This is a genomic window from Streptococcus sp. AS20 (assembly GCF_000524255.1).
In the GTDB taxonomy this organism is placed as follows: domain Bacteria; phylum Bacillota; class Bacilli; order Lactobacillales; family Streptococcaceae; genus Streptococcus; species Streptococcus constellatus.
This window is the reverse complement of record NZ_JANS01000013.1, coordinates 36,301-55,911: the sequence shown is the minus strand read 5'-3', so window position 1 is coordinate 55,911 and position 19,611 is coordinate 36,301. Positions and strand designations below refer to the sequence as shown.

Sequence of the window (19,611 nt, the reverse complement as noted above, 5' to 3'; positions counted from 1 at the left end):
AGATTAGATGTACTTTTGACCATGAATGAATGACCAATCTGCTGCAAAATCATTTACTGCCTTTGAAATAGACGGCATAGCAAAAGCTGATTCAAAGACATCTGCACCTGCTGTAATAGCATGGGTACCATCAGCAAAAGCCTTGTTGACTTGTCCTACATTTTTAAAGGAAGCTGCTAAAATTTTGCTAGATGAACCTTCTTTCGCAATCGCATCTGCCAATTGACCAATAACTACATCTGAATCAATGTTCAAATTTTCCATACGGTTATAATAAGGAGCTAAATAATCTGCGCCTGCTTGAATGGCTAATAAACCTTGGAAAATGGTATAAATAGCAGTTGCCGTAATCTTGTAACCTTCTGCTTTTAAAACCTTTATAGCGGCTAAACCTTCAGGGGTTACAGGTACTTTGACAAACACATTTCCACTACAATGCTTGCGAATTTCAGCGGCATCTTTTAAAATTCCCTGATAATCTTTGGCAACAACCTGAATATGAATGGAAGGAGCTTCCCCAATAATTTCTCTAACTTCTTGGATGCGTTTAAAGAAATCAATCTCCCCCTCTTTTTTAGCGATGGTCGGGTTAGAAGTCACTCCTGCCAAGGGGAGAATTTGCGACCATTTTTTTATTTCTTCTACATTTAATGTATCAAGCATGAATTCCATAAACTGGACCTCTTTTATAATGTGTGTTCTGTACGTCCGATAATATCATCTTGTGTTGCTTTGGAGAGTACATTGAAGAATGCCGAATATCCTGCAACACGCACAATCAAATCACGGTGTTTTTCAGGATGTTTTTGCGCATCAATCAAGGTTTCTCTAGAAACAACATTGTATTGAATATGATAACCGTGCAAACGGTTAAAGAACGTACGAAGTAAAGCAATCAATTTAATTTTATCTTCTTCCTTAGACAGGGTCTGAGGATTGACTTTTTGATTGAGCAGAACGCCCCCAACGATTTCATCTGTCGGCAATTTAGAAACAGATTTCAATACAGAAGTCGGACCATTCTTGTCCATATTGTGAGATGGAGAACAGCCTTCAGCGAGCGGTGTCCCTGCATTGCGGCCATCTGGTGTCGCCAAAGTACCACGACCTTGACCAACATTGGCTGAAATAGAAGATGTTCCTGAGTAGCGGATACCGCCAATTGGACCACGTCCATAACGGGTATTTGGATATTTAGCAATTTCATCCACATAAATATCATAAGCATCAGTCACCAGCTTATCAGCGTAATCATCATCATTACCATATTTCGGTGCATCAGAAATCAACATCTCTTGAATTTCCTTGCCGCGCTCACCTGCATAGTCCGTTTCAAGCGCATGCCAGAGTTCAGCTGGAGTCAGTTTGCCTTCTTCAAAGACTAGCTTCTTGATTGCTGCTAGTGAGTCTGATAGATTGGCAATTCCAACTTGCAAACCGGAAATATAGTCATAGACAGCTCCGCCTTCTTTCAAATGCTTTCCACGACCGATACAATCGTCTGTCAAAGCTGAGCAGAGAATATCTGGTACTTCTCTTTCTAGAGAAAGGTCAATCGCGTTTTCCACGATGACACTCATACGAGTCAAGTGACGCAAAGTCTTGTCCCAAGCTGTTTGCAGCTCAGCAAAGCTCTTCATGTCTTTAAAATGACCGAAGCTTGGTGCAAAACGCTTGCCAGATGCGGGATCAATCCCATCGTTCATAGTGATGAGAAGCACCTTAGGGAAGTTCATATAGCTCATACCCGTACAACGGTAGCCCCATTTACCTGGCACAGCTGTCTCCACACAGCCGATAGCACTGTAGTCGTATGCATCTTCTTCCAAAACGCCTTTGGCAATAAAGGACGGAATAATAATCTCGTCATTATTGAAAGCAGGCATTCCAAAACCTAGTTTCATAACTTCTATGCATTCGTTCATAAAACGAGCATCTAGACCAGCATGGTAGCGAACTGTTAAGTTTGGCTGTGGCAAATGCGTCTGTGCAACAGATCTCAAAACCAGATAAGAAAGGGGATTTACAGCATCTTTCTTATCACGTGTTTGTCCACCAATTGTCACATTTTGATACAAAGGACTACCAGCAGATGAGAAAGTATGAGCCTGGCTGCGTACTTTATTGATCGTAATCGTCTTAATCCAAAGATTGGTTAAGCGTTCGACAATGCTTTCTTCCGTCTCGCGACCAGCTTCCAAGTCCGACTTAACATAAGGATACATGTATTGGTCAAAGCGCCCATAAGAGAGGGAGTGACCATTAGACTCAATCTGTAAAATACACTGGATAAACCAGACAGACTGAATAGCTTCAGCAAACGTTTCAGCTGGTTCGTAAGGCACTTTGGAACAAATTCGAGCAATTTCCAATAATTCTTGACGGCGCTCTGGGCTTGCAGACTCTGCCATATCTTGAGCTAATTTGACAAAACGCTCCGCATAAGCTTTCACAGCATCCACTACAATGAAAATGGAATCATAGAAATGATATTTATCAATACTAGCCGGATCTGTCAAATCCAAGGCCTCCTTAGCTGCCCGAGCTTTTTCTTCAAAACCTTTCAAACCATATTGAAGCAATTTTTGATAGTTGACTGCCAAGTGAGCATCACCAGAGTTCATCTTTCCTTCCATGCCAAAGAAGCCAGTTTCCATATAAACCTGAACTTCTTCTGGAAGTAAAGCCCCAGCTCTAGCACGGAGGTTATTGTTTTCCCAGAAGGGAGCGATGCCGCGGAGCTGTTCTTTAGTTTCCTCTGTAATATAGAAAACATCGCCATCGCGCTTTTCAAAAAGATCTAATTCATTGAGTACAAATTCTAAAGTATACTCTGGGAAAATAGGTGCATCTTTATTAGATGAAGCCTGATTTCCAACAATCATGGTCTCATCTTCAATATAAAGCGTCATATTTTCCAAAATTTCCTTAAGCATATAAGCACGCTTCAGAACATTTGGCTTTTCTTTATGCTCTTGATAAGCTCTTGTTGCAAGAACAGCACGTTCAGCATCAATATAAGGTTTCTTGTCCAGCACATCTTCCCGATACTTGTTCATTCGGTCCGTTAAACTACCAAAATAATTCGTTTGTATCGTCGTTTTTTCTATTTCTTTTACATTAGTCATCACAACACAACCTTTCTTATGAAATTATTTTTATTTCTTTCGTAACTATTGTAGCATGCAAGATGCAAAAATTCAATCATTTATAATCAATTATCGAATTAAAGATTTTTTGCACATTTGTGCTCAATCAACGTTAAAATAATTTCTTTACAGTGATACAATGTGGTTTATCCTTCCGCTTTCAGTTCATTACTGTAAGCAAGATTGTCTTGGAATTTAAAGAATGGGAAATAGATGAGAGTGGACATAGCTAAAATGACAACTTGGATGAGAGCACCTTGCCATCCTGCCACTAAGAAACCAGAAATAATAGCTGGTGTACTCCATGGCAAGGTCACCCCTGAAAATGGCTGCATAAAGCCAATTGCTATAGAGCCATAAACAATTACAGCCGCTAAAACAGGTACAAGAATAAAAGGCAAGAACATGACGGGATTCATAACAATTGGGAATCCAAAGACAATCGGTTCATTGACATTAAAGATTGCTGGAAAAGCAGCAACCTTTCCTAGTGCTTTGTATTGCTTGGACTTAGCTGCAAAGAGCATGGCTACCACCAAACCAAAAGTAATACCAGAACCAGACAAAATAAGGAAACTATCCAAGAATTGCTGAGTGACAATGTGAGCACCTTTTCCAACAGATAACTTTCCAGCAGCAAGCAAGGCTTTATTAGCATCCAGATTTGAAAGTAAGAGAGCGGTCACTACACCATTGACAACAGATTGTCCGTGTACACCAAACCACCATAGGAAAGAGATGAAAAAGGCAATACCGATTGCACCGTAAAGGGAACCAGTCAATCCTTGCAGCGGTACTTGAATCACACCGTAAATCATTTCGATAAAAGTACCACCCTTTGTCAGCATTTTAGCAAGAATATAGACTACCATGGAAAGAAAGAATATCACAAAAGCTGGAATCATAGCTTCAAATTGCTTGGCGATCGCTTGAGGAACTTGCTCTGGCATTTTAATAACAATATGCTTTTGAATAAACATGGTATAGATACTACCGACAACCAAACCAATAATAATGGCTCCAATAATCCCCTGACCACCAAACCAAACTTTAGTAATAGCATCTGCAATAGGTTCACCTTTTGTCGGTACATAAGAAGATTTTAAAAGAATGAAGAACGAGGACACGGATAACACCCCTGCTGGCAGAGGCTCTACACCACTATTTTTAGCATAAGAATATCCTATGGAGAAACAGGAAATCAAACCCATAATCGCAAAAGTTCCTGAGTAAACCTGCATAAATGGCTCAGTCCAATTTTTCCCAAAAATACCTGCAATCGCCTGATTGAGGCCTTCAAATGGTAACTGTCCTACAATCAGAAAGATACTTCCAACAACTGTCAAGGGCAGAATTGCCAACATACCATCCTTTAAGGCAATAATACCGCGCATATTGACAAATTTCATAATCGGCGCAATAATTTTTTGAGTATCTATTTTAGCCATAACTAAGCTCCTTGTTTTTGTTCCAAAAGCCCCAAAGCGAGATTCAATACTTTTTTACCATCTAGCATGCCATAGTCCGCCATTGGAATGACCGCAATTGGAATATGGTTCTCTTCGCAAATGGCAGCTGACTTATCCAAAGTATAAGCTACTTGTGGTCCTAACAAAGCAACATCCAAGTTTGGTGCATAATCTGCTAACTTGGCCTGAGAATAAGCATCAATCTCAACCTCTAAACCAGCTTCTTTCGCAGCTATTTTCATATTATTGACCAACATTCCTGTTGAAAAACCTGCTGCACAAAACAACCCAATTTTAATCATATCTTCATCCTCCTGATGATTTATTTTTTCACTTGTAATTCTTTTCTCAAGTCAATGATTTCCTTGATAAGATTAATTTCTGTAATACTGGTCATCAAATGATCCTGAGAGTGGACAAACAAAGCTGTAATTTCTGTCTTTGTTCCCCCCGCTTCCTGTGCCAAAAACTCCGTTTGAAGATTATGAGCTTCTAATAATGCCTGATCTGCCAATTCTAGATATTCATTACACTTTTCAAACTCACCATTTTTTGCTAATGACAAAGCTTGGTAAATATGCTGTTTGGCATCCCCAGCATGCAAGATTAACCCCATAATGATTTGATCAGCTACAATCACTTCCATATTTAACGTTACTCCTATTTTTATTTACAAAATATATCTTTCTTTTATTTGAAAGCGTTTTATTTTTGTTTGTAACTCAAATTTATCATCTTTCTCTTATTCCGTCAATATATCACTGAACAAATTCTCTTTTTTTATATTTATCGCACATTTGTGCTTATAGAGTAAAATAAAAAGGGTCAGAATCATTATTCTTGACCTTTTGAAAATGAAATAATGAGGAAAAGGAGAATTGTTATAAACTACTAATTAATTAACTGCACTATTATCCAATTCCAACACTTTTAAAATAGTTGCTTCATCTGTAACTAAATAGTTGATATACCCAGCACGTAAAACCGCCAAAATAGCGGCAGCTTTTTGACGACCATAGGCGAAAGCCAGACTGTGAGGAACTGTTTTTAAATAATCTAAAGAAATAGCAACTGTTCGATTTTGCAACTGTTCATCAACCAACTCACCATTTTCATCAAAAAAGCGGCAACAAATTTCTCCGACAGCTCCTTCATTTTCCACTGTACGAAAATCTTCAGCCGTCAGCATATCCAACCACTGCCGATTCTTTTCATCCACTTGTCCGCCAATACCAACAACAACCACATCTAGTTCTTGCCAACTTCTTTTTAAGTCCTCAAAATATTTAGAAGATAAAATTCCTTTTGCTAAGATCTCGTCTTCCTGTATAATCGTCGCATTCATAAAGCGACAATCCCCATGGTATTTATTAGCCATACTGTAAATGAGGGTATTAACATGATAACGAGCATGAATATGGCTAGGTCCGCCAGCTAATGGAAAAAAATGCACATTATTCAAGTGCCGACTGCCCGAGTGTTCTACCAAGAGACTAAGACTCTTTCCCCATGAAAATCCAACTTTAGCATTGTCATCAATCATCCCCCGAAGCATTCCTGCCGCTGATTGAGCTAACCGCTGCTCCAAATCAGAAGGTGAATCATCCACTTGATTTGCTACGATTTCAAGTCCTTTTAACCCATACTTCTCTTTCACTACATTTTCTAAATGAAACAAACGCGTATCAAAGGCTTCAATCTCGATTTTGACAATGCCTTCCTTTTTAGCTTCAGCCAGCATACGACTCACAGTTGTCCGATAAATCCCTGTCTCTGCTGCAATTTCTGCCTGACTTTTCTCCTCTACATAATAAAGATAAGCAATCTTAGCTAATAGCCTTTTTCTTTCACTTTTCATCTTATCTCCCTCTACTTATCAGACTAGAGTCAATTTGATATTGGCTGCTTTTAGGCGTTGAACCGCGGCTGTCGGAATAGCTTGATCGGTTACCACCTGCGAAACCTGTTTCAAACCAAAGCGTTTGACAGTCCCTCTTTTGTCAAATTTACTCGAATCTGTTAACACAATCATTTTATCAGATGCTTCCGACATATATTGCACCACTTCGCTACGCATTAAATCCTTACCTGTAAAACCAAGCTCTTCATCATAGCCATCAGTCCCTACAAAAGCATGTTCTACATGGAAAAATTGAATCATTTCCTTAAGCAAAGGACCGACCGTAACTTGCGAATCGTTCTGAAATTCACCGCCTAGCAAGATAATCTTGCAAGAATCTACTTTTCTCACATAGTCTGCGATAAAATAAGAATTTGTAATAATTTTCACATTCTTCTTAGTACGACAGATTTCTTCAGCTAACAGAGCACAAGTTGAACCAGATTCAATGATAATCGTTTCATTGTCTGCAACAATTTTTGCCGCTTCTTGTGCTATCTTTCGCTTGGTATCATAATGAAAAGAAAGCCGGACATTCAAGTCATCACCACTATTTAAGACCGCATAACCGTGCTCCCGATGAAGTAAGCCTTTCATTTCCAGCTTATCCAAGTCTTTCCGAATCGTAACTTTAGAGACTTTTAATTTATCAGATAAAGTATTAACATCAATTTTTTCAAACTCTGAAACGAGCTTAACGATTTCATCTAAACGTTCCATTTTATTCACCTCATTCTTTATTTTAACAGAATTTAAGGAATAAATAAAATAAAAAATAGTTTCATTCGTAATTGTTTTTCTTTCGTTTGTTTGATATAATAAAAGAAAATAAGCAAGAAAAGAGTGTACATCATGAGTGCAGAAAAAGGAATCATTTTTAATATTCAACATTTTAGTATTCACGACGGACCAGGAATTCGGACAACTGTTTTTCTAAAAGGCTGTCCCTTACGCTGTCCTTGGTGTGCCAATCCAGAATCTCAGAAATTTAAACCTGAGCCCATGTTAGACGCTTCTAGCAAAAAGACTATCACCATGGGAGAGGAAAAAAGCGTTGAAGAGATTATCAAAGAAGTTCTCAAAGATAGAGAATTTTATGAAGAATCAGGTGGAGGCCTGACCTTGTCTGGTGGAGAAATCTTTGCCCAATTTGAATTTGCCAAAGCAATCCTTAAAGCTGCCAAAGAAAAAGGTATCCATACAGCGATTGAAACGACAGCCTTTGTAGATCATAACAAATTCGTTGATTTGCTCCAGTATGTAGATTTTATCTATACTGACTTAAAACATTACAACACCATCAATCACCGCAAAGTCACAGGGGTCAAAAATGAACTAATTATCAAAAATATTCATTATGCTTTTTCGCAACAAAAAACCATTGTCCTGCGTATTCCTGTTATCCCTAGCTTTAATGACTCTCTAGAAGATGCCGAACAATTTGCTATTTTATTTAAAAAATTATCTATTGACCAAGTACAACTCTTACCTTTTCATCAATTCGGTGAAAATAAATATAAATTACTAAAACGTTCTTATGAAATGGAAAATGTGCAAGCTCTACATCCGGAAGACCTCTATGATTATCAGCAAGTTTTTCTTGATTATGAAATCAACTGTTATTTTTAGCTCCTCTTTTTCTCCAAAAAATAATCCATTTCTTACGAAATGGATTATTTTTTTATCTTTTCTTGGGCAGATGCAACGACATCTGCAAGGCTGGTTTTACTCAGTTCTTTTTCCATTGCTACTTGAATTTCTGATAATTTATCATCTAAAACGAAATGAATATTTCTGCCAATGGGACAAGACGGATTGGGATGCTCATGAAAGCTAAAGAGTTGTCCCGATTTTCCCAGACTTTCTACTGCTTGATAGACATCCAAAAGGGTAATATCCTTTAAATCTTTCCTAATGATAGCTCCTCCCCTCCCACGCGCTACAGAAATCAAATCCGCACTTTTCAATTGCGATAAGATTTTGCGAATAATAACAGGGTTTACTCCAACGCTAGCTGCTAGAACATCACTCGTTACTTTGTGCTCTTGACATTCTAGTGCTATAACAGTCAACATGTGTGTAGCAATGGTAAAACGACTCGAAATTTGCATGTTAAACTCCTTTCATTTGCTGATTCTATTACTCATATACTTTATTTACGTTATGACTTCATATATTACGTCTAAAAAACTCCTTAAGCTGCGCAACATAGTCTTCTCGCTCACTAATTGCTCGAAGTAAATCATGGTTATGGGTGTGATGAATCCCATTGACAAGGCTTTCGTAATATACTTCATAATAAGGCAACTTCAATGTTCTAGCCATTTCCAATTCTTTATTTACATCATAAGCCACTCGTCGAAAATCGACATCTGCTAATCCCTGTTCATCAATTTTTAAAATAGCATACTGAGCTCGCAGATCCTTTCGCAAACAAGCATCTAGAAAAAACGGCTGACCAATAGAGCCCGGATTGATAATCATCTGTCCCCCCGTCGCATAACGAAGAAATTGCTGATGAATATGACCATAAATGGCAATGGCACAATTGTTACCTTCAAACAGCCGATCAAAATTCTCTTGTTGACCAATATGAATCAACTCTCGTCCCCAATTTTTATCTGGTAAATGATGAGTCACAGCAATTTCTAAATCACCGACTTTTGTCAAAAGCTGCAAAGGCAACTCATGCAATCGGTTCAGTTCTTCAGGTGTGACTTCTTCCAAAAGATACTGGCATAAACAAACCATATATAAATGACTAGGGCGACTGATATCTAATTTCCCATGAAGAGCATTCCAAATGCTATCTTCCCAATTTCCCCGCACTTGAAGACTAATCGGTAAAGTAGCCATTAAGTCAAGAATTTTCTTTCGCCCCGTTCCGGGTGCCAATAAATCTCCCAAAAACCAGTAATCGGTCACCTGTTCCTTTTTGGCGTCCGCTAAAACAGCTTCTAATGCCGTTACATTTCCATGAATATCTGATAATAAAGCAATTTTTCGTTTCATTGTATCGTTTCGTCTGTCCTTTATAAAAATATTATAACAAACCAAGAAAAAACTTCCACTCCCAAGTTTGAGTGAAAGTTTTACTGCCTCATCAATCTACCGACTTCAATGCTTCTAACATATCAATGCGTCTCAATATTGCATTGACCATAAATCCTAAGACAATCAAAATCATGATGATAGAAAAGACTGGTACAAGATATACAAATACCGATACTGCCGGATTGAGAAGAAAGGCGTCTGGGGCAATCGTCTCTAAAAGGGAGCGATGTAAGATATTCCCCAAAAACAAGCCTACGATAATACCAATAACAGACAAAAGAATGGTTTCTCGATAAATGTAAAGCGTGACTTCTTTATTATGAAATCCCAATACTTTAATCGTTGATAATTCTCGAATCCGCTCTGCAACATTGATATTCATCAAGTTATAAAGAATCACAATGGCTAGTAAAATAGAGGCAACAGTTAAAATCTGCATCACAAAGCCAAGAGATTTGACAATGACATCAATTTGTTCCAAAATACCTGTATTTTGTACGACTGCTCGCACGCCTGTTAATTTCATGAAAGCTGCTGCGGTATCTTGTACATTTTTACTAGAGGAATCTTTTAATTTTATCAGATAAGCATTTTCTTGGAACTTGCGAGCAAATACCGTTTGATAATAGTCCTGATTCATAAAGATAAAATGCCCTGCGTACATTTCAGCGATACCAGAAACTTTGATTTTATAGCGTTTTCCTTCGTCGGATGTCACCTCAAAAGTATCTCCAACAGAAACATGCATAATGGTTGCTAATTTCTGAGAAATGACCGCTCCATGCGAAGACAAGTTCAAGCTCGCTTTGCTTTGACTATCATATAACTCTATGAAATGATGAAAATCCTTGCCTGTTGTCACAAATAACGCGAGAGATTGTTCATCTTTAGCACCCTTGATTTTTTTGGTAAATATTTCTTGATAAATACCGCGTTTTTTAGCTATTTTTTTATCTGCTAATAAATGATTGATTGCTGCTTGCTCGTCTAATTTGAGATGCTGTTTTTGCGAAATGACCGCATCGTATTTGATAATTTCTCCATACTGCCGATTTCCCATACCTTCCATGGAAGAAGACATCCCCAAACCGGCAAATAAGAGGGCGACGGAGCCTGCCACACCAAAAATGGTCATCAGCATTCTTTGCTTGTAACGAAAGATATTTCGAGCCGTCACTTTTTGCGTAAAGCTAAGCCGACGCCAGATGAAGTCAATCCGCTCTAACAAAATTTTTGAGCCTTTGGTAGGCGCCTTGGGTAACAATAATTGAGACGGCTTTTCTTTCAATTCTTTATGTGCAATATAGAGGGCTGGTGCGACGCCACACAAGACCGAGCATAAAAGAGCAATGAGACTAATTTCCCAATAAAAGTCTAATCGCAAAGCTGGATAAGTTGATGTCTTAAAAATAGTTTTCCCTAAAATATAAGGTAAGAAATAAGTCCCCGCTAAAATTCCAATTACTGAACCGATTAAACTTGAAACCAAGCCATAGACGGCAAATTTTTTAACGACATCTTGGTTTCGATAACCTAAGGCTTTTAAAACGCCAGCATTTGTGCGTTCTTCGCTGACAAAACGTGTCATCGTTGTGACTGTTACAAGGGCCGCTACCAGATACAGTACAATCGGAAAAGCATTCCCTACGGCTGAGATGCCATAAGCACGATTGCCAGTTGTTGTGTACTCGTCCGCTCCTGGAAATGTACGGCGTGTATACACACGGTAGGTTGGCACAGACAAACTAGCTACTTCATCTTTTGCCTTTCGAATGTCCGCTTGACCATTTTTTATTTTTGTTCCAGCATCTTTCTTTTGCTTCGCATATTCAGTTTTTTTATCGTTCAATGTCGCCTGAGCTTGATCCAATTGCGCCTGACCATCTGCAATTTGTTGTTTTGCTTGCGCCAATTGGGCTTGGCCTGCTTGGTACTCGGCTTGCTTATCTCTTAAGGTTGCCTGACCACTTTGATATTGAGCCAAGCCTGCGTCATATTCAGCTTGTTTCGCACGCAATGTCACGACAGCAGATTGGTATTGGGCAAGTCCCGTTTGATAAACCGTTTCTTGGCTTTGGTACTGTGACAATCCAGCTTGAAATTCAGCCTGCTTTTTCTCTAATTCTGCACGAGCAAGATTTAATTTCGCTTCTTCTTGTGCTAGTTGAGTTTGTGCTGCCACAATTTCAGGCACTGTTGCTGGATCAATTCCTTGTGCTTGAAGCGCGGTCATTTTTTTCTGCAAATCCGCTTTAGCTGCTGCTAATTGAACTTGACCTTTTTCCAATTCCGCCTGCGCTATGGCTAATGTAGCTTGAGTATTTGTTACATTTTCTTTTGCAGCAGACAACTGACTAGCCGCCTGATCTAATTGGGCTTTTATTTGGTTCAATTGTGCCCAACCTGAAGAAAGTTGAGCAGCGGCTGTATCCAATTTTGCTTTCGAGCTTGCTAAAATTTGTTCAGCCTGTGCAATTTGAGCTGCGCCCTGTGCAAGCAAGCTTTCTTTTTCAGTTAGTTGACCTTGAGCAACCTCTAAATCTGCTCTTTTTTGATCAATTTGATCCTGCGCATTCCTTAGTTGCTGCTGGGCATCTGCCAATGCTTGTTGAGAAGTTTGAATTTTTGCTTCTCCGTCCGCAATTTTTGTCTGTGCTTGGGCTTTTATCTCTGATAAACGTTTTTTTCCATTATCAGCCAGTAGCTTTTCTAACTCATCTTCATGCTGTTTTACCTTTTTCCTATAGGAATCCCCAAAGGAGTTGAGTGTTTTTAAATCATCATACCTCAAACGCGCGACTGTATAGACTGCACTTTGAAATGTTTTTGGCATCACCACTGCATAAGCAGATAAGGTACCACTCCCTGAGTTAGAATTGCCAAGAGAAATCGTCGAAGCTAATTCACTTGAATTGACGAACCCTGTCACCGTAAAGGTATGTTGCTTTAAAGCATAATCATTGGTTCCCTCCTCGTTTAAAGTAATACTATCGCCAATCTTGTATTTTCCTTGATAAAAACTAGCCAAAGCCACTTGATTTTCCTTGCTTGGAAAATGACCTGAAACCAGTTTAAATTGGGATATTTTATCTGTTTTGGAGAAAACGCGGACAGACGCAGAGCTGTCCCCAATCACCGTATCCGTAAAATAGCCATATTCCACATATGTATTTGGAATTGCATTCAGTTCTTTTTGATCAGCTTTGCTAATACCATAGTCTGACATCACTGCCACATCCATCATTTTCATCTGCGAAAGATAACGATTGGCTGAATTTTCAATGTCTGGACTGGCTGCTTTCAGTCCTACTAACGCAAAAGAACCTAACATCATTAAAAACATAATAGACAGAAAGCGTCCTTTGGACTGACGAAAAGAGAGCCTGATGTCCTTATTTAGAATGGATTTTTTCATATCACCACTCCTCACTAATACTCTAGACTTGCAATATCTTGAGGATGTTCATTCAAAGTGACGGACTGTATCTGTGCGTCATGCATATGAATCACACGGTCTGCAATCGGAGCTAAGGCACTATTATGGGTCACAATAATCACTGTCGCACCTTGTTTACGTGACATATCTTGAAGGATTTGCAACACATGCTTACCTGTTTTATAATCCAGCGCGCCTGTTGGTTCATCACAAAGCAAAATTTTAGGATTTTTTGCCACGGCACGCGCAATGGAAACACGTTGCTGCTCGCCACCAGATAATTGAGTAGGAAAATTATTGAGACGATTTTCCAAGCCAACTGCTGCTAGCGCTTCTGCTGCATCCTGTGCATCTTGAACAATTTCTGAAGCCAGCTCAACATTCTCTAGCGCCGTCAGATTAGGAACTAAATTATAAAATTGAAAGACAAAACCAACATCATTTCTCCGATAGTCCGTCAACTGGTGAGCGTTGTAATGTGCTATATTTTGCCCATCAATCAGGACATCTCCCTCGTCATTGCTGTCCATTCCACCAAGAATATTCAAAATCGTTGATTTTCCAGCGCCTGAAGCTCCAAGAATGATGACTAGCTCACCTTTTTCAATTTCAAAAGAGATGTCATTGTTAGCAATGATTTCTGTGTCTCCCATTTGATATCGTTTGTAACTATGCTTCATTTCAATATAAGCCATCGCCTTTTCCTCTTTCAGTTTCCATGTCCAATTAAATAAACAAACTGTTGATTGAATCCTATCTTTATTATAAAATAGACTTAACATAAAGGCAATCATCAATTATCAACAGAGTGTTCATTTAAGGAGTATTATGGTACAAAATCGACAAACAGCAACCAAGCAGCATATCAGAGAAGCCCTCATTCAGCTCTTGTTAGAAGAAAAATTTGAAACAATTTCCGTTAGTAAACTCTGTCAACGAGCAGGTATCAACCGTGGAACTTTCTACCTTCATTATCTTGATAAATTCGACCTAATTGAAACACTAAAAGAAGAAATTATTACCCAATTACGTAAAAATTTTGAAGAAACTACAAACACACATGACCTAATCATTACCAATCTAAGCTATCTCCAACAAAACCACGACCTAATTTATGCTGTTTCTCAAAGTCATTACCTCAATTTCCGTGAAACAATCCGTGAATTTATGCTTAGTATTTTAACGAACGATCAGCACAAAGTTCAAACCGAACACTTTTTAAAAGAAAATTTCCCCATTTCTGAAAAATATGCACTTGAAGTTTTTCTATCTAGCATAGAGGGCATTATCTCACTCTGGATTTCAAGCGGCACTAAAGAAACGCCTGAAGAAATGACGAATATGATTTTACAAACCTTTGATTACGATGCTTGGCGATTGTAAACTAAAAAACTCTATTTCTATAAAAGGGATTTCCTCAATTAGAAATAGAGTTTTTGATATACATTTTTTCTAAAGCTCAGAAATTGAAAGGTTGTAAAATGAGACGACAGCATACAAACTATGATGTTCTATTGCATATCTTTATAACCAGTCATGTCATCATTGCAACCTATCATCTACTTTTTAGCTTAGTTGTCCTTATCATCTATGCGTGATTTTCTAGCAATATCAGCCAAAATATGGTCTACAAATTCTGCAAGTGTTTCTGTATGCGTTTGTTTGCTGCCATAACGACGGACATTCACCGTACCATCTGCTTGTTCCTTGTCCCCTACAATCAATTGATAAGGAACTTTATGAGTTTGACTTTGACGAATCTTGTATTGCATTTTTTCATTGCGTTCATCGACATCCACACGGACACCACGATTGCGCAGTTCTTTCGCCACTTTCCAAGCATAGTCAGCATGTGCTTCATTAGAAATCGGAATGACTGTCACTTGATGAGGAGCAAGCCAAGTTGGGAAAGCACCTTTGTATGTTTCAATCAAGTAAGCAATAAAGCGCTCCATAGTAGACACAATACCACGGTGAATCATGACTGGACGATGCTCTTCACCGTCTGCTCCGACATAATGAAGGTCGAAACGTTCTGGTAGCAAGAAGTCCAATTGAATAGTGGAAAGAGTTTCTTCATTTCCAAGAGCTGTTTTTACTTGAACATCCAACTTAGGACCGTAGAAAGCAGCTTCGCCTTCTGCCTCAAAATAGTCCAAACCTAAATCATCCATTGCTCCTTTTAGCATGCGTTGAGCATTTTCCCACATTTCATCATTGTCAAAATATTTATGTTTGTCATTCGGATCACGATAAGACAGACGGAAACGATAATCGGTGATGTTGAAGTCTTTGTAAACGTCAATCATCAAATCCAGTACATGTTTAAACTCTTCTTGAATTTGCTCCGGCATGACAAATAAGTGAGAATCGTTTAGGGTCATTTCACGAACACGTTGGAGTCCTGAAAGTGCACCTGATTTTTCAAAGCGATGCATCATACCAAGTTCCGCAATACGAATAGGTAACTCACGATAAGAATGAACATGGTTTTTATAAACCTCAATATGGTGTGGGCAATTCATCGGACGAAGAACAAATTGTTCACCATCTCCCATATCCATCGGTGGAAACATATCTTCTTGGTAATGTTCCCAGTGACCAGAAGTTTTATATAATTCTACACTTGCAAGTGGTGGTGTATATACATGTTGGTAACCATCATTGACTTCACGGTCTGTAATATAGCGTTCTACGATACGACGAATAGTCGCACCATCTGGAAGCCAAAATGGAAGACCTTGCCCAACCTCAGGAGAAATCATGAAAAGATCAAGCTCTTTACCGAGCTTACGATGATCACGTTCCTTGGCTTCTTCACGCATTTGAAGATAGTTTTTTAGGTCTTTCTTATCAAACCAAGCTGTTCCATAAATCCGTTGCATCATAGCATTGTCACTGTTCCCACGCCAGTAAGCACCTGCTACATTGAGCAAATGGAAAATTTGAATACGCCCAGTTGACGGTACGTGAGGTCCACGGCAGAGATCCACATATTCACCTTGACGGTAAATTGTAAGACCTCCTTCGTCTTCTGAATGCTCCTCAATCAATTCTAACTTGTAAGGATCGTTTTTGAAAATTTCTCGTGCTTCATCCTTTGTCACTTCTTCGCGGATTGACGGGAAATTTTCCTTGACAATCTTCTTCATTTCTTCTTCGATACGAGGCAGATCTTCGTTAGAGATTTGACCAGCTGTATTGTCCGTATCGTAGTAGAAACCATCCTGAATAGCAGGACCAACCCCTAAGTGAATCTCTGGGAAGAGACGACGAGTAGCTTGCGCAAACAAGTGAGCGGCAGAGTGACGCAAGATATCCAAAGCGTCTTCGTGGTCAGGTGTCACAATCTCGATTGATCCATCTTCTGTAATGGCACGAGTGGTATCGATGAGTTTGCCGTTGAATTTACCAGCCAAGGCTTTCTTAGCAAGAGAATTGCTGATAGATTGAGCAATTTCAAAAGTTGTTACGCCAGATTCGAATTCACGCACAGCGCCATCTGGGAAAGTAATGTTAATCATAATTTTCTCCTTTAATATCTATTCTATATTGGACAATTTTAAAAGCCGAGCAACCTCTTCCACAGTCTGCTTTTCTGATTGACTACCATCTGCTATGAGGCTAGGATAGCCTAATTCCATCGCTTCCTTTCGAACCATTTGGGCAAAAAGAATGTCTCGCTGCATCCAGTTTTCAAAAGCCTGCTCAGGATTAGTTGTTCCCTCTAAGACATAAGGAACCCATTCTCTCTGTTTATAATGCTTTTTCTGAAAATCAGCTGTCGGAGTCAAGCATAGATAGGAAGACGCTGGCCATTCAAGCTCCTTTACCAAGTGAGGCAAAAGTCCTGCCCCCTCCACCAAGAGTGGTCTATCTTGATTTTTTATCAAGTAAGATTTTACATAAGGAAAAATCTCTTCATAAAAGCGCCATTCTTCATCTGCCATCTCTTCTGGATTTCTCATCCAGATTTGTTCCGGATTTCTGTCCTGTCTAAGAAGGCAAATCGGCCGTGAGTCTACACTTGCTTGACTCATCATCTCGTCTACCAAATTATCCAGCTTGATATGAAGCAGCTGATACTGTCTAGCAAGAAGTGAAGCAATTGTTGACTTCCCGCTGCAAGGCGATCCGCCAATCATATAAAGCATAATTCTTCCTCCTTCTGACAAAATAAAAAGCGGCATCCATAAAAGGACGTCGCAACGTGGTTCCACCTTCATTCGTGCATATCAAAAAGACCTACACCTCAGACTGGCTTTAACGTAGCCACCGTTTTATGTTTGCATAAAAGTTACTTTAGAGTAGTCCCAACTGCCTTCCTCTACACGCTTTCCAGCCCCACGCGTTCTCTAAAAAATTCCAACCAGCGGTATGTCTCTAAGAAATATTATAGCACGATTAAAAAAATTTGCAAGCTTTATAATCAGATGGGTTGTGTATGAATTTTTGGGAATTTTGGGAATTTGGAAGAAAAGAATAGGTTAGTTTTGGAATCATTCGAAACAGCACAGCAAGTTAAAATAAGGCTTTGTCCGTACTCAACTTAAAAAGTGCGCACCGATTCGGTGCTTTTTTATTTCTTTTATTTCAATCAGGAACACAAAAAAACAGCCTCACGACTGTTTTTACTTTTATCCTACTGAGCCTTCCATACTCATGTTAATGAGTTGGTTGAGCTCCACTGCGTATTCCATTGGAAGTTCTTTGGTGATCGGTTCCATGAAACCATTGATAATCATAGCCGTTGCTTCTTCTTCGCTAATGCCACGGCTCATGAGATAATAAAGCTGATCCTCCGAAACCTTAGAAACCTTAGCTTCGTGTTCCAGTGCAACATTCGAATTGTGAATTTCATTAAATGGAATGGTATCTGAGCTGGATTCACCATCCATAAGAATCGTGTCGCACTCAATGTGAGACTTTGAACCAGCACTATTCTTGCCAAAACGGACTTGACCGCGATAATCTGTCTTACCTCCGTCTTTTGCAACAGACTTAGAAATTAATGTGCTAGAAGTCTTTGGCGCATTGTGATAAACTTTACAGCCTGCATCTAAATGCTGACCATAATTAGCAAAGGACATAGAAAGGACCGAAGTTCTTGCATTGCGACCATTAAGAATGCTACAAGGATATTTCATATTAACCTTGCTGCCTAGATTTCCGTCAATCCATTCCAGAGTACCGCCTTCTTCAACCGTTCCACGCTCGGTCACCAGATTATAAACATTGTCCGACCAATTTTGAATCGTTGTATAGCGGAAGAAAGCATCCTTTTTAACAATAATTTCTACATTTGCAGCATGAAGACTATTGGTCGTATAAGTCGGCGCTGTGCAGCCCTCAATGTATTGAATAGAGCCACCCTCTTCTACGATAATGAGCGAGCGTTCAAATTGACCAGCATTTTCTCCATTGATACGAAAGTATGTCTGAACCGGCACCTGACATTGAACATTTTTTGGCACATAGATAAAGGTCCCACCCGACCAAACTGCACTGTTTAAAGCGGAAAACTTATGCTCTGCATTAGAAATGACTGTGCCAAAGTATTTTTTCACCAAATCCGGATATTCTTGTACTGCCGTGTCGGTATCGGTAAAGATAATGCCTTGCTTGGCAAATTCTTCTTTCATGTTATGATAGACTACCTCAGATTCATATTGAGCAACAGCTCCTGACAAAAATTGGCGCTCTGCTTCAGGAATACCTAAACGCTCAAAGGTTTTCTTTATTTCATCTGGCACTTCATCCCAACTTCTAGCCCGATCTCCACTTAATTTTTGATAATAGATAATATCATCAAATCGTATGCCGGATAAATCTGGTCCAAAATCAGGCATGGGCAACTTATGGAACAATTCTAAAGAACGCAAGCGATAATCCAACATCCATTGCGGCTCATTTTTAATTTCAGAAATTTCACGAACAACTTCTTCTGTCAAACCTTTACCTGTCGAGAACAAAGGCTTCACATCGTCATGAAATCCAAAAGCATAATCTCGTACTTTCGTCATCTCATTCCTCCCATTGATACAAATTATCTTCTCTTATTATACTATTCTATATTAGAAATGTCAGAATATATGCCTAAAATATAATAAATTAAGCTAAAAAAGACTAGGAAAATTTCCCAGCCTTCTTACATGATTACCGTACTTTTTCGGCTAATGCTTCAGCGAATTTCTCCAGATTTTCAATATCTTCATCTTCTGCTGATAGATCGACTTTGACATTTTCAGCGCCTTTTTCAGCACCTGTTGCCGCAAAAGCACGATCAAAGTCATCTACGGCCTTACAAAACTCATCATAGAATGTATCGCCCGATCCGACAACACCATAAATCTTTCCGGTCAAGTCAAGACTAGCTAAATCTTCATAAAAATCAACAATTTCATCAGGCAACTCACCGTCACCATATGTGTAAGAAGCAATGATTGCGATATCTGCTTCTAGAAATTCCTCTGCATCAACCGTTGTACATTCATCAATATCTACTTCTAAACCAAGTTCTTTTAATTTATCAGCTACAATATCTGCAATTTCTTCTGTATTTCCTGTCATACTCGCAAATACAATTTTTGCTAATGCCATAAT

The 19,611-nt window shown here is 39.0% G+C and carries 16 protein-coding genes and 1 pseudogene; 2 read left to right on the top strand and 15 right to left on the bottom strand.

Annotated elements, in window-relative coordinates; translation table 11 throughout:
* Positions 1–3: 3 nt before the first annotated feature.
* From HMPREF1514_RS08035 to HMPREF1514_RS08005, 7 genes are all read right to left on the bottom strand, one after another.
* On the bottom strand, positions 4–672 hold the full coding sequence (locus HMPREF1514_RS08035; protein WP_003068492.1) for a fructose-6-phosphate aldolase: 669 nt from the start codon (positions 670–672) through the stop codon (positions 4–6).
* Positions 673–686: 14 nt separating this feature from the next.
* Entirely contained in the window at positions 687–3,128 is a 2,442-nt protein-coding gene (locus HMPREF1514_RS08030; protein ID WP_037598575.1) for a glycyl radical protein, read from the bottom strand.
* 167 nt (positions 3,129–3,295) lie between these two features.
* Positions 3,296–4,597: a PTS sugar transporter subunit IIC gene (locus HMPREF1514_RS08025; protein WP_037598572.1), complete on the bottom strand. Its 1,302-nt coding sequence runs from the start codon at positions 4,595–4,597 to the stop codon at positions 3,296–3,298.
* A gap of 2 nt (positions 4,598–4,599) precedes the next feature.
* Positions 4,600–4,920: a PTS sugar transporter subunit IIB gene (locus HMPREF1514_RS08020; protein ID WP_003023895.1), complete on the bottom strand. Its 321-nt coding sequence runs from the start codon at positions 4,918–4,920 to the stop codon at positions 4,600–4,602.
* A 20-nt stretch (positions 4,921–4,940) separates the two neighbouring features.
* Positions 4,941–5,264: a PTS lactose/cellobiose transporter subunit IIA gene (locus HMPREF1514_RS08015; protein ID WP_003023891.1), complete on the bottom strand. Its 324-nt coding sequence runs from the start codon at positions 5,262–5,264 to the stop codon at positions 4,941–4,943.
* 249 nt (positions 5,265–5,513) lie between these two features.
* Positions 5,514–6,476: a sugar-binding transcriptional regulator gene (locus HMPREF1514_RS08010; protein ID WP_037598570.1), complete on the bottom strand. Its 963-nt coding sequence runs from the start codon at positions 6,474–6,476 to the stop codon at positions 5,514–5,516.
* An 18-nt stretch (positions 6,477–6,494) separates the two neighbouring features.
* Positions 6,495–7,238 (bottom strand): DeoR/GlpR family DNA-binding transcription regulator, encoded by a 744-nt coding sequence (locus HMPREF1514_RS08005; RefSeq protein WP_003028982.1) that lies wholly within the window; start codon positions 7,236–7,238, stop codon positions 6,495–6,497.
* Between the two features lie 132 nt (positions 7,239–7,370).
* Here HMPREF1514_RS08005 and HMPREF1514_RS08000 point away from each other — a divergent pair, with 132 nt between their 5' ends.
* Entirely contained in the window at positions 7,371–8,147 is a 777-nt protein-coding gene (locus tag HMPREF1514_RS08000) for a glycyl-radical enzyme activating protein (protein ID WP_003023885.1), read from the top strand.
* Positions 8,148–8,191: 44 nt separating this feature from the next.
* On the opposite strand, the gene HMPREF1514_RS07995 is transcribed toward HMPREF1514_RS08000, so the two are convergent.
* From HMPREF1514_RS07995 to HMPREF1514_RS07980, 4 genes are all read right to left on the bottom strand, one after another.
* Complete coding sequence (locus HMPREF1514_RS07995; RefSeq protein WP_037598567.1) at positions 8,192–8,629, bottom strand: Rrf2 family transcriptional regulator; 438 nt, start codon at positions 8,627–8,629, stop codon at positions 8,192–8,194.
* Positions 8,630–8,687: 58 nt separating this feature from the next.
* Positions 8,688–9,530 (bottom strand): metallophosphoesterase family protein, encoded by an 843-nt coding sequence (locus tag HMPREF1514_RS07990; protein WP_037598565.1) that lies wholly within the window; start codon positions 9,528–9,530, stop codon positions 8,688–8,690.
* A gap of 91 nt (positions 9,531–9,621) precedes the next feature.
* Positions 9,622–12,987: an FtsX-like permease family protein gene (locus HMPREF1514_RS07985; protein WP_037598564.1), complete on the bottom strand. Its 3,366-nt coding sequence runs from the start codon at positions 12,985–12,987 to the stop codon at positions 9,622–9,624.
* Positions 12,988–13,001: 14 nt separating this feature from the next.
* Positions 13,002–13,703, bottom strand: a complete 702-nt coding sequence (locus tag HMPREF1514_RS07980) for an ABC transporter ATP-binding protein (RefSeq protein WP_037598562.1) — start codon at positions 13,701–13,703, stop codon at positions 13,002–13,004.
* Between the two features lie 133 nt (positions 13,704–13,836).
* On the opposite strand from HMPREF1514_RS07980, the gene HMPREF1514_RS07975 reads away from it, so the two are divergent.
* Positions 13,837–14,391, top strand: a complete 555-nt coding sequence (locus HMPREF1514_RS07975) for a TetR/AcrR family transcriptional regulator (protein WP_037598561.1) — start codon at positions 13,837–13,839, stop codon at positions 14,389–14,391.
* A gap of 188 nt (positions 14,392–14,579) precedes the next feature.
* On the opposite strand, the gene thrS is transcribed toward HMPREF1514_RS07975, so the two are convergent.
* The 4 genes and pseudogenes from thrS to HMPREF1514_RS07955 all read right to left on the bottom strand — a co-directional run bounded on the left by thrS (position 14,580) and on the right by HMPREF1514_RS07955 (position 19,608).
* Positions 14,580–16,532, bottom strand: a complete 1,953-nt coding sequence (gene thrS / locus HMPREF1514_RS07970) for a threonine--tRNA ligase (RefSeq protein ID WP_037598560.1) — start codon at positions 16,530–16,532, stop codon at positions 14,580–14,582.
* Positions 16,525–17,162: pseudogene (locus HMPREF1514_RS07965) on the bottom strand (AAA family ATPase). Before HMPREF1514_RS07965 ends, thrS begins: the two are co-directional and overlap by 8 nt.
* Before the next feature lie 483 nt (positions 17,163–17,645).
* The gene (sufB, locus tag HMPREF1514_RS07960) at positions 17,646–19,031 is read right to left on the bottom strand and encodes a Fe-S cluster assembly protein SufB (RefSeq protein WP_003036119.1); all 1,386 of its coding nucleotides are present in this window, start codon (positions 19,029–19,031) and stop codon (positions 17,646–17,648) included.
* A gap of 133 nt (positions 19,032–19,164) precedes the next feature.
* On the bottom strand, positions 19,165–19,608 hold the full coding sequence (locus tag HMPREF1514_RS07955; RefSeq protein ID WP_003023869.1) for a flavodoxin: 444 nt from the start codon (positions 19,606–19,608) through the stop codon (positions 19,165–19,167).
* Positions 19,609–19,611 lie beyond the last annotated feature (3 nt).